Raw genomic sequence first — 10782 nt, forward strand, 5'->3', positions numbered from 1 at the left:
CCGTACCTCACGGCGCGCCGCGGACCGGGCTCACACAATCACCTCGCGCCGGACGCCGCGGTTGGCCCTGAGCAGGCCTCCGAGCGCGGCGCCGAGGAACAGGCCCACCTCGGAGAGCGCCACGGCGACGCCGATGGCCGCTGCCGACAGCAGCCCGATGAGGGGCAGGTGGAGCACGGTGAACAGCACCCAGATGCCCGCGGCGATGAGGACGGCGGGCAGCACGGCGGCGGTGAGGGCGCGGCCGACGGTGCCGACCTTGTAGCCACCGACGAGGCCTCCGACGAAGCCGTTGACGAGGGGGAGGAAGACGAGAAGGAGGCTGAGGAAGACCATCCACAGGGTGCCCGCGACGATGCTGCTGCGCCGCGGGGGGACCCGTCGCACCACGCGGCCCCGGTCCTCGGGGGTGTCGAGTCGCACCAGCCGCTCTCCGTATCCCGTCGTTCGCTGTCGTTCCATGCGCTCCACCTCGTTTCCCCCAAGCTTGGGGTGGGTGGAGGCACGAGGCCCGCCCCGTGGCCGGAGCGGCGAGGAGGACCACGAGGGCGCGTGAGAACGCGCGGAGAGCAACCGGATGGAAGAGCCCCCGCCAGGCCGCCTGCCGTCCTGGCCGCTACGGAGGGGTGTTGCCGGGATACAGGGTGAGGACGAGTCCCATGCCCGCGGCGGCTCCCGCGTTGCGGGCCTGGTAGTCCTTGGAGCCCTGGATGGAGAGGCTGAAGGTCTCCGCCGCCGCGCCGGAGTGTACGTAGAGGAAGAGGCCGGTGGCGCTGGTGGCGTCCTGGGTGGAGCTCAGGAAGTCCGGAGCGGGGTAGTAGACGCGGTGGGCGAGGTCGCCGCGGTCGAGCACCACGCGGGCCCCGGCGACAGGCGCGCCCGAGGCATCCACGACGCGGCCGAGGATGAAGCCGGCCTCGCGCAGTGTGCGGGCCCGGTCATTGGTATGGGCGCGGATCCACGACTCGCCGACGGCCCGGGTGAGGGCGTCGTGGAAGGAGGTGGGCAGGGCCCAGACCCGGGCGCCGATGATGTCGGTGCGCGGCCGGGTGCGGGTGAAGACGGTGTCGAAGACGACCGTGGAGCTGCGCACGAAGCCCTCGTGCTCGAAGCGGGCGGCGAGGCTCATGTGGATGTCGCGCACGGGCACTTCGGGCACGGAGAACTCGCCCGCGGAGCCGATGGCGCTCTGTCCGAGGACGGAGTCCGCATCGCTCACCCCCACGCGCAGGGGCTCCTCCAGGGTGAGGGAGAGCCCGTCGAGCGAGGGCGCCGGCCGGCCCTGGGCTTCGAGCAGGCGGGCAGCCTCGGGGAAGAGCTCGGCGTGACCGGAGACGGTGATGGCCAGGTGGTCGAGATCCACCATCGTGCTGTCACTGCGGTCGACACCAGGATCCGGGTCCACGGAGCCGCCACAGGCGGCCGGGGCGAGCCCGAGGAGAGCACAGCAGAGGACGAGACTCGGACGCATCATGACTGCGCGCCAAGATCTCCACGCTCCCTCGCATCGGCAATCCACCCCCGGGCCCCGGACGTCCCGTGGGAGACGGAACACTTCGCCGTGAGGTGCTCACAAGTGGAAAACACCGAGGGCCGCCCCTGCCTCGCGAGAGGAAGGATGCGGCCCTCGAGTCACCTACAGCGGGAAGTCACGGCCTACTTGCGACGGCCCCAGCCATTCCCGTTGCTGTTGCTGTTGCTGCTACCGCCGCTGTTGCCACCGCCGCTGTTGCCGCTGTTGCCACGGGGAGGAGGCGGAGAGCTGTTGCCACCGCCGCTGCTGCCGCCACCGTTGCCCCAGCCGCCGCCGCTGTTGCCACCGCCGCTGTTGCCGCTGTTGCCACGGGGAGGAGGCGGAGAGCTGTTGCCGCCGCCGCTGTTGCCACCACCGTTGCCCCAACCGCCGCCGCTGTTGCCACCGCCGCTGTTGCCGTTGTCACGGGGCGGAGGAGGCGGAGGGCTGTTGCCGCCGCTGTTGCCACCGCCGCTGTTGCCGCCGCCGTTGCCCCAGCCGCCGCCACGGGGACGGTCCTCATTGTCCCGGCCGCCGCCACGAGGACGGTCCTCGTTGTCGCGGTCCTGGCCGCCGCCGTTGCCCCAGCCGCCGCCACGAGGAGGAGGCGGAGCGTCATCATTGCCGCCACGGCCCGGGTTGTTGGTGTGGCCGGGCGGGTTGCCCCAGCCGCCCTGTCCGGGCGGAGTCCCGCCCTGTCCCGGAGGCGTGCCGCCGTGGCCCGGGGGAGGGTTGTTGCCGTTGCCCCAGCCGCCGCCGTTGCTGGGCGGAGGCCGGTTGGGGCTGTCGTTGTCGCTCACCGGCGGGCGCGAGCCGGTGCCGGTGCCCGGAGGAGGAGGAGGCTGCTGGGAGTTGCCCCAGCCGCCGTTGGAGGGGGGAGGATTCGGGTTGCCCCAGCCGCCACCGCTCGTCGGCGGGCGCGAGCCGGTGCCGGTGCCCGGAGGGGGCGAGGGCTGGTGGGAGTTGCCCCAGCCGCCGTTGCCGGGCGAAGGCCGGTTGCCGCCGCCGTTCACGGGCGAGGCGTCGTGGCCGTTGTCCCAGTCACGGGGCGGCGGAGGCGGACGGTAGTTGTTGTAGACGTACACCGAGCGGTCGCGGTCCCAGCGGTGCGTGCTGCCCGAGTACGAGTACGGGAAGTAGTCGTGGCTGTGGCGGCCGTGCATGTAGCAGTGATGGCCGCCCGGAATCGGGTGGTAGTCGAGGTACCAGATGACCCGCGGCGCCCGGTAGACGTACACGTCCTCCGAGTAGGTGTAGTCGTTGACCTCGCTGGGCGCGTAGCCGTGGACGTGGTTGTACGACTCGGTGCACCAGCCGCCGTACGCATCGGGGTGGGGCCCCGAGTAGCGGTACTGGTAGACGGTGGCCGGGGGGGTGCTGTCCGAGTAGTAGCCGGGCTGGTGGTAGTGAGCGACACAGCCGGAGCCCATCACCAGGGCCGTGGGGACTGTGAGGAGCAGAAGGCGACGCATGGAGGTTCTCCGGGGCTGGTGGCAGGGCCGGCCCGCCCAGTTCATCACGGTGAAGACAGGGAAGCAGACGGGCGGGCGCGGAGGATATTCAACACCCAGTTTCCCGGCATTTCCCCGGCCCGCGGCGCCGGCCGCTAGTGCACCACGCGCTCGGCCGAGCCGGCGCGCGGGGTGTGCAGCTTGCCGAGGCACGTGAGGATGTGCTCGCGGTACTCGGACAGGTCGCGCAGGCCGCACACCATCCACCGGCCGGCGATGACGAGCGTGGGCACGCCGCGCACGCCGCGGCTGACGGCCAGTTGGTGCTCATCGAGGATGAGCTTGCGCGTGTCGTCCGAGTGGTACGCCGCCGAGAAGGGGCTCATGTCCAGGCCCACGCGGGTGGCCAGCTCGAAGATGACGTCGGTGCGCGTGACGTTGACGCCCTGCTCCAGCGCCGCCTGCTGCATGGCGCGCGCGAGGTGGCTCCTCGCCGCGGGGCTCTGCAGCCGCGCCGCCTCCAGTGCCGCCAGCGCGGGGATGCTGGTGCGCGGCGCGTCTCCGCCCTGCCACAGCTCCGTCGTCAGCAGCTTCGCCGCCGGCTCCGGCTCCTGCTGGGCGCGGCGGACCTCCTCCGTCAACCCGCGCAGCTCCTTCTCCGTGGGCCTCTTGTCGTGGACGCGCAGCGGGTACGGCCGCACGCGCCAGCGAATGAGGTCGCCGAACTCCTGTTTCAGGGTTTCCAGCCGCAGGTCGGCCAGGTAGCACCAGGAGCACAACACATCCTGGTAGACGGTGATCTGCAGGGGCTTGGGCAGGGGCTTCATGTGCGAGCGCCGGGGAGATTACGAAGGTCGCGCTCCCACTGCCAATCCCCTCCGACATTTTGCGTAGGTGCCCATTCCCAGGAGAGCCGAGCAAGAGGCTCGTCCGCCCGCCTGCTCCGCGAGCGCCACGGGCCCCACTTCATACTGCCTGTAGCTGGCCTCCAGCCGCCGCGTGCGCCTGGGCGAGGGCGAGCGCGTGGTCGACGATCGCCCCGGCGATGTCCTGCTTCGTCGCTCGCTCCAGGCCCTCGAAGCCCGGGCTGGAGTTGAGCTCCATCAGCCTGGGCCCCGCGCGGCCCTCCAGCATGTCCACGCCGGCGATCTCCAGCCCGAGCAGCTGCGCGGCCCGCACCGCCACGTCGATATAGGCAGCGGGCAGCTCCACCGGGTGGCCCTCGCCGCCGCGGTGGATGTTGGAGCGGAACTCGCCCTTCTTGGCCCGCCGCTGCATGGCGCCCACCACCTTGGCGCCCACCACCAGGGCGCGCACGTCCCGGCCCTTGCTCTCGGCGACGAACTCCTGGAGCACCACCTCCTGCCCCAGGTCCCAGAAGGTGTTGAGGATCGTCTGCAGCTCCTGCAGGGAGTGGGCGATCATCACCCCCACGCCCTGGGTGCCGCGCAGCAGCTTGATGATGACGGGCAGCCCGCCCACCTCCTCCACCAGCTTGCGCACGTTGCTGCGGTCATGCGCCATCACCGTGCGGGGCACGTCCAGCCCGGCCGCGCACAGGAGCTGGAGCGCCCGCAGCTTGTCGCGGCTCTGGGAGATGGCGCTGGCGCCATTGAGCACCGCCACCCCCATCATCTCGAAGTGCTTCACCACCGCCAGGCCATAGCCGGTGATGGAGGCGCCAATGCGGGGGATGACCACGTCCACGCCCTTGATGTCCACCCCGCGGTAGAGCATCCGCGGCTGGCCCGGGGCGAGCACCATGGTGCAGCGCAGGGTGTCCAGCACCAGGGGGCGTTGGCCCCGCTGCTTGATGGCCTCCACCAGCCGCCGGGTGGAGTACAGGGACCGCTTGCGCGAGAGGATGACCACCGTCTTCTTGGCCCGGGGGCGGCGGGGGGCCGGCGGGGCCGGTGCGTCGGACGGCGGTGGCTCGACGGGGCGAGCGGGGGCCTTCGGGCGGGCCCGGGCGGGCGCCTTCTTGGACGAGACCTTCTTGGCGGGCATGGAAGGGGGGCGAGCCTACCACGGGCGGGGGGCAGGTGGCGTCGGCCGTGTTTGCTATCATCGGAAAGTGATGAATCCCAAGGAACCGCACCCGGACGACGTCATGACCAATCCGGGAGAGAACGGTCTCGACTCCATCGTCGCCCCGCCCGACGGTGGCATCGGCTCGGGCACCGAGGTGCTGGTGCTCGAGTCGCGCACCACGCTCAAGCTGCGCAAGTGCCGCATCCAGGTGTCCGCCGGGCCCGACGAGGGCAAGTCGCTCGTCTCCGACAAGGAGCGTCTGCGCTGTGGGGCCCACCCCACCAACGACCTGGTGCTCGCCGAGGACCGCACCGCCAGCCGCCACCACTTCGAGATCATCAACACCGAGCGCGGCTGGCTCCTGGTGGACCTCAACTCCACCAACGGCACCTTCCTGGATGGCCGGCGCATTGAGCGCGCCTACCTCTCGGCCGGCGCCCAGATTCGCGCCGGCTCCTCCACCCTCACCTTCGCCCCCATCGACGAGGAAGTCACCGTCGAGCCCGACCGTGAGGGCGAGCTGTGTGGGCTGGTGGGACAGAGTGTGAAGATGCGGCAGATCTTCGCGCTCATCAAGAAGATCGCCCCCATGGATGTGTCCGTCATCATTGGAGGGGAGACGGGCACGGGCAAGGAGCTGGTGGCGCGGGCCATCCACGAGCTGAGCGGGCGCAAGAAGGGGCCCATGGTGGTGCTGGACTGCGGCGCCATTCCGCCCAACCTCATCGAGAGCGAGCTGTTCGGCCACGAGAAGGGCTCCTTCACCGGGGCGATGACGGCGCGGCCGGGCGCCTTCGAGCGGGCGCACGGGGGCACCATCTTCCTGGACGAGCTGGGCGAGCTGCGGCTGGACTTGCAGCCCAAGCTCTTGCGCGTGCTGGAGAACCGCGAGGTGCGGCGCGTGGGCGGCAACGACACCCTGGAGGTGGACTGCCGCGTCATCGCCGCCACCAACCGGGACTTGCCCAAGGAGATCGCGGCGGGCAACTTCCGCGAGGACCTCTTCTTCCGCCTGTCCGTCATCAACCTCCAGCTGCCGCCGCTGCGCGAGCGCCGCGAGGACATTCCGCTGATCCTCAAGCGGGCGCTGGCGGACCCCGAGGTGCTGGCCCGGCACGGCCGCAAGCGGATTTCCCCCGAGGCCCTGTCGCTGCTGATGGCCTACGCGTGGCCGGGCAACGTGCGCGAGCTGATGAACGTGCTCTCGCACGTGCTGGCCTTCAGCGAGGGCGAGGAGGTGCTGCCCGACAACCTGCCGCCCCGCGTGCGCGGCCAGCAGCGCGAGGGGCCGCTGCCTTTCAACGAGCACCTCACCTTCAAGGACGCCAAGGAGCAGCTGCTGGAGAACTTCGAGCGCGAGTACGTCACCAGCGTCCTCACCCGCTGCGAGGGCAACCTCTCCCGCGCCGCCCGCGAGAGCGGCCTGCACCGCAAGTCCATCGAGCGCCTGGTGAAGAAGTACCACCTGGACGCCAAGGGCATGAAGCCGCGGTGATGCGGTGCGTCATGACGTCCGTGGAGGCCACCAGGCGGCCGGGCGGGCCCTGGCGGTCCAGTTGACCGATGGGAAGGACGGGGCTGGAGTGGGACAAAGGCACTGATATGAGTACCGAGGACTCCCACCCCCCCCAGGGACGTCAATCCGGACAGGCGGCGGTGGAAGCCGCGCTGACGCTTCCGCTGGTCATCTTCCTGGTGCTGGGCACGCTGCAGCTCTTCATGATGCTGCAGGGGCGCATCATCGCCGAGTACGCGGCGTTCCAGGCGGTGCGCGCGGGCAGCCGCAACCACGGCGACTGCGTGCCCATGGTGCACGCGGCGCTGGCGGGGCTGCTGCCCAGCGTGACGCCCTACCTGGGTGGCTCCGGAGGCGGCTCGCCGGCGGAGAAGCTGGCCTCGGCGTGGAAGGAGCGCATCGGCCCCAGCACCGACAATCCGGACCCCAAGTACCAGAAGGGCCGGGGCAAGGACGGCAAGCACGACGGCCCCATCTTCTGGCTGGTGCGCGAGTCGCCCCGGGCCGCGGACATCAGCGGCGCGGAGGACTCCAAATTCGACCTGCCCCGGGGGGACGGCTCGCAGGCCATGCGCCTGGAGGTCCGCCTCATCTATTGGTACCGGCTGCGCATCCCCTTCGCGGACTGGGTCATCAGCCGCATGATGCTGGCCCACCTGGGGTTGAAGAACTACGACGCCGCCAACCCGCTCAACCCGGCGGACGCCAAGGCGGGCTGGCAGAAGAGCTCCGCGCGCGTCATCAACCTGGATCCGCTCATCCGGGACGAGCTGAGCTCCCGGGTCAGCTCCAAGCAGTACGTCTTCCCCATCCAGGCCACCTACGGCATGCGGATGATGACGCCCGCGCGCGCGGTGCACTTCGAGCAGCAGAACTGCGGTTCCACTCCGGAGGGGCTGTGATGAGACGCCGTGGACAGACCCTGGTGGTGTTCGCGCTCAGCCTGCTGCTGCTGGTGCTGATGGTGACGATGACGCTCTCCATCGGCATGAAGGCCAAGGAGAAGATGGAGCTGCAGACGCTGGCGGATGCCGCCGCCTACTCCAACGCGGTGGCCACCGCGCGCGCCTTCAACTCCATCTCGCTGATGAACCGCGCGCTCATGGGGCACATGGTGGCCATGACGGGCGTGGAGAGCCTCATCTCCTGGAGCAGCTACTACCGCGGCGCCATCCACGGGGCCAAGAACGCCTACAACATCCCCAAGGCGGTGTACGCGGCCCTCGTCCTGGCCTGTACCACCAACCCCTCCACGTGCGCGTGCGCCACCAAGGCCGTCCTGGACATCGAACAGACGCAGAGCGACCTGGAGAACGAGGACAAGAAGCTCGACGGCCAGTGGGACGGCCTGGACACGGCCGCGGGCGCCGAGGCGGCCGCCTTGCAGCTCTCCTCCATCTGGGAGGAGCAGAAGAATGTCTACGAGACGGATCTCGACCAGAGCGTGATCCGTCCAGGGCTGGCCCAGAACATCGTCACCGAGGCCAGGAAGGGCCTGGCTTTCGGGGGCACCGACGTGTCGGCGTTGCAGGCGAACATCAACAGGCGGGAGCTCGAGGGCGGCAACGGCTGCGGGGGCCCGGGGGCCGCCTGCATCCGCCGGGACGCCGGCAGGAAGCTGCACTTCGTGGATGCGGCCATGGGCAGCCGCGGCTACGCCTTCGTGACCGGACGCGGCGCGGGCGCGGCCATCCAGCGCAAGCTCAAGGACATCATCCCCAACCAGGACACCCTGGTGAGCGTCACCAACTCGGGCAGTGGCTACTTCCCCGGCCAGAGCATGACCCACTCCGGGTACACCATCGACGCCACCGAGGTCTGGGCGGATGACCACGGCTCGGTGAGCATCACCTTCAACCGGGCCCAGTCGCCGTGTCCCAACAGGTTGCCCGGCGTGGCCGGTGCCAATGCGCACGTGCGCAGCAACCACATGGCGGACACCAGCGACGAGCACGAGTGGACCGGCGGCGGCAAGGATCCCGACGCCCAGACGCGGCACACCATGGGCGTGTGCACGGCGTGCCCGGGCATCTGGCCCTCGCACATGGACTACAACTACAACCTGGTGCCGGACGGGGCGGACAACTTCGGCCAGCCCAAGAACTACGCCGTCATCCAGCGCGACTACCGGCAGCGCCCCGGCGAGGGGCAGGCGGACCCGTGGAACCTCCTGTTCCGCTTCCGCTTCTCCCCGGACAGGAGCGGCGTCCAGTTCGACAACCGCGGCATCAAGCTGTCCCCGGCCAACGGCGGCGGGGACATCTCCAAGGCCACGGCGCTCTCCGCGGGCATCGCCTACTACCGGCGTTCGGGCGACGCCAGGTACTGGCGTGAGCCCCCCAACTTCCTCAACCCCTTCTGGCGGGCCACGCTCGTGTCCGCCCACGTGGATGACCAGGGAATCCAGGACGTGAAGGACACGCTGGAGAAGGGCCCTGTCGACGTGGACTGGGCCGCCGAGGCCTACGAGGCGCTCAGGAAGAAGGGGTACAAGGGATGGTAAGGCTCCGCGGCAGCAGGAGGGCACGGCGCGGCCAGGGCACCACGGAGCTGGCGCTCGGGCTCTTGCTCTTCGTCACCGTGCTCATCTTCGGCATCCATTTCGCCGAGGTGGGCTACCTGTCCCTCAAGGTGCAGGAGGCGGCCACCAGCGCGCTGTGGGACACCACCAGCGCGAAGATGCACGAGCTGCCCAAGGATTTCGACGCCCTCACCGACCTCATCAGCTCGGGCAAGCCGGGCCAGCTCGCCACCGATCGCTACAAGGACTTCGACGGGCGCACCTCCAAGACGGGGCGGCCCAAGGTGGTCCAGCTCTTCACCACGGCCGAGGGCCTGGAGGTCACCTGCGGCCAGGCCGGGGGCATCTCCTTCGGGCCCTCGCCCTCCACCAGCGGCGTCTACAAGAACGTGGGCGGGATGAGCTGCACCGCGAAGGCGGAGCTCTCGCCCGTGAAGAAGTTCACCCGCAACTTCCTGGACAAGGGGCGGGGCGCCTTCTTCGACGTGCCCCACTACACCGTGGGCGCCATCCCCGTGTGCGGCCTGGGCCGTGCGAAGGGGGGCAACTGCGCCGGTGGCTTCGGCATCCTCCTGGATGACTGGGGCCTGTCCAGCAACGCCGAGGGCCAGGAGTGCGAGGTGCTGGATGGCTCGGGCTGCGACAATGATGCCTATTACCGGTCCGCGAAGAAGGTCTACGACGCCCACAACGCGGTGAATGGGGCCTCGGAGAAGCTGGCGCGCGCCATCGTGGGCGAGGCCCCCATCAGCCCGGGCACGTTCTGGATGAGCTTCCGGGGCATGGACAGCGGCTTCCAGGAGAAGGAGAACGGCGGCGACAGCGACCCCAACGACTGGAAGACGACGCCGGGCGCGGGCAGCCGCAGCCCCGAGTACAACACCTCCTTCGGAAGGCGGCAGGGCTGCTTCCTGGGGAAGTGTCCTTGAGCGTGCGGCTGGGGCTGGTGCTGCTGGCGGTGCTGTGGGGCGCGGGTGCCGCGTCCGCGCAGCAGCCGGTGCCCTTCACCTGGGACGTGCCCCGGGTGCTGGAGTCGGTGGAGATGCCGGGGGTGATGCGGGCCGATGGCATCCCGGTGAAGCTGCGCTCGGTGAAGAGCGCCGAGAAGCCCCAGGTCATCCTCCAGCAGCTGGTGGACCGCTTCGAGGCGGCGGGCTTCTACATTCCCCCGGACCATCACCGCACCCAGTGGCTGTCCGCGCCGCAGCTCACCGCGCTGGATACGAACCGGCTCATCTCCTACACCTTCGTGCTGCAGGCCAACCCGGATGGCACCACCACGGTGACCCTGGGCGAGGCCAACCTGGGCATGGCCCGGCGGGAGAAGGCCGCCTTCGCCCCCGTCTTCCCCGGGGGCAAGGACATGATGCAGAGCGAGATGGAGGGCGCTCGCACGATGACGTACCTGGCCGAGGCCGAGCCGGAGAAGGTGCAGGGCTTCTACGGGGAGCAGCTGCGCGGGGCGGGCTTCTCCGAGACGTCCGCGGGCACCTGGCGGCGCAATGGCGAGGAGCTGCGGGTGTCGGTGCGTCCGGTGAAGCCGGGCCGCGTGGCGGTCATCGTCCTGCTCCGCACCGCCGTCGAGCGCGTGATGGAGGAGGACGTCCGGGAAGGCCCCCAGCCGGTCCGCTCGCGGGCGCAGGCGGGCAAGCGCTGAGCCCCCTGGCGGGGGGCTTCCTCCCGCCACCGTGGTGCCGGGGAGGCGACGGACGCGCGCTTGCGGATTGAAGCGCCTGCGGGCCCGTGTTAC

General features: G+C 70.3%; 10 protein-coding genes. 5 read left to right on the forward strand and 5 right to left on the reverse strand.

Annotated features, from left to right (window positions below):
- Nucleotides 1–30: 30 nt before the first annotated feature.
- The 5 genes from NR798_RS03185 to NR798_RS03205 form a co-directional block, all read right to left on the reverse strand.
- Nucleotides 31–462, reverse strand: a complete 432-nt coding sequence (locus tag NR798_RS03185) for a hypothetical protein (protein ID WP_375769907.1) — start codon at nt 460–462, stop codon at nt 31–33.
- A 154-nt stretch (nt 463–616) separates the two neighbouring features.
- Nucleotides 617–1474 (reverse strand): carboxypeptidase-like regulatory domain-containing protein, encoded by an 858-nt coding sequence (locus NR798_RS03190; protein ID WP_375769908.1) that lies wholly within the window; start codon nt 1472–1474, stop codon nt 617–619.
- 182 nt (nt 1475–1656) lie between these two features.
- Nucleotides 1657–2985: a hypothetical protein gene (locus tag NR798_RS03195; RefSeq protein ID WP_375769909.1), complete on the reverse strand. Its 1329-nt coding sequence runs from the start codon at nt 2983–2985 to the stop codon at nt 1657–1659.
- A gap of 134 nt (nt 2986–3119) precedes the next feature.
- Complete coding sequence (locus NR798_RS03200) at nt 3120–3791, reverse strand: DsbA family protein (RefSeq protein WP_375769910.1); 672 nt, start codon at nt 3789–3791, stop codon at nt 3120–3122.
- Between the two features lie 139 nt (nt 3792–3930).
- Nucleotides 3931–4971, reverse strand: a complete 1041-nt coding sequence (locus NR798_RS03205; protein ID WP_375769911.1) for a RimK family alpha-L-glutamate ligase — start codon at nt 4969–4971, stop codon at nt 3931–3933.
- A gap of 70 nt (nt 4972–5041) precedes the next feature.
- On the opposite strand from NR798_RS03205, the gene NR798_RS03210 reads away from it, so the two are divergent.
- The 5 genes from NR798_RS03210 to NR798_RS03230 all read left to right on the forward strand — a co-directional run bounded on the left by NR798_RS03210 (nt 5042) and on the right by NR798_RS03230 (nt 10689).
- Entirely contained in the window at nt 5042–6490 is a 1449-nt protein-coding gene (locus tag NR798_RS03210) for a sigma 54-interacting transcriptional regulator (protein WP_375769912.1), read from the forward strand.
- A gap of 107 nt (nt 6491–6597) precedes the next feature.
- On the forward strand, nt 6598–7413 hold the full coding sequence (locus tag NR798_RS03215) for a TadE/TadG family type IV pilus assembly protein (protein WP_375769913.1): 816 nt from the start codon (nt 6598–6600) through the stop codon (nt 7411–7413).
- Nucleotides 7413–9014: a pilus assembly protein TadG-related protein gene (locus NR798_RS03220; protein WP_375769914.1), complete on the forward strand. Its 1602-nt coding sequence runs from the start codon at nt 7413–7415 to the stop codon at nt 9012–9014. The genes NR798_RS03215 and NR798_RS03220 overlap by 1 nt, the downstream gene beginning before the upstream one ends.
- A complete protein-coding gene (locus NR798_RS03225; protein ID WP_375769915.1) occupies nt 9008–9961 on the forward strand; it encodes a hypothetical protein in 954 nt (317 codons plus the stop codon). Before NR798_RS03220 ends, NR798_RS03225 begins: the two co-directional genes overlap by 7 nt.
- On the forward strand, nt 9958–10689 hold the full coding sequence (locus NR798_RS03230; RefSeq protein WP_375769916.1) for a hypothetical protein: 732 nt from the start codon (nt 9958–9960) through the stop codon (nt 10687–10689). The genes NR798_RS03225 and NR798_RS03230 overlap by 4 nt, the downstream gene beginning before the upstream one ends.
- Nucleotides 10690–10782: the final 93 nt, after the last annotated feature.

The sequence above is a fragment of the Archangium gephyra genome, from assembly GCF_042230915.1.
In the GTDB taxonomy this organism is placed as follows: domain Bacteria; phylum Myxococcota; class Myxococcia; order Myxococcales; family Myxococcaceae; genus Archangium; species Archangium gephyra_B.

Excerpts from the sequence above, each read along its gene's own strand:
- NR798_RS03215 (WP_375769913.1), top strand. The coding sequence starts at position 6,598 with ATGAGTACCGAGGACTCCCACCCCCCCCAGGGACGTCAATCCGGACAG.
- NR798_RS03185 (WP_375769907.1), bottom strand. The coding sequence starts at position 462 with ATGGAACGACAGCGAACGACGGGATACGGAGAGCGGCTGGTGCGACTC.
- NR798_RS03210 (WP_375769912.1), top strand. The coding sequence starts at position 5,042 with ATGAATCCCAAGGAACCGCACCCGGACGACGTCATGACCAATCCGGGA.
- NR798_RS03200 (WP_375769910.1), bottom strand. The coding sequence starts at position 3,791 with ATGAAGCCCCTGCCCAAGCCCCTGCAGATCACCGTCTACCAGGATGTG.
- NR798_RS03220 (WP_375769914.1), top strand. The coding sequence starts at position 7,413 with ATGAGACGCCGTGGACAGACCCTGGTGGTGTTCGCGCTCAGCCTGCTG.
- NR798_RS03195 (WP_375769909.1), bottom strand. The coding sequence starts at position 2,985 with ATGCGTCGCCTTCTGCTCCTCACAGTCCCCACGGCCCTGGTGATGGGC.
- NR798_RS03190 (WP_375769908.1), bottom strand. The coding sequence starts at position 1,474 with ATGATGCGTCCGAGTCTCGTCCTCTGCTGTGCTCTCCTCGGGCTCGCC.
- NR798_RS03225 (WP_375769915.1), top strand. The coding sequence starts at position 9,008 with ATGGTAAGGCTCCGCGGCAGCAGGAGGGCACGGCGCGGCCAGGGCACC.
- NR798_RS03205 (WP_375769911.1), bottom strand. The coding sequence starts at position 4,971 with ATGCCCGCCAAGAAGGTCTCGTCCAAGAAGGCGCCCGCCCGGGCCCGC.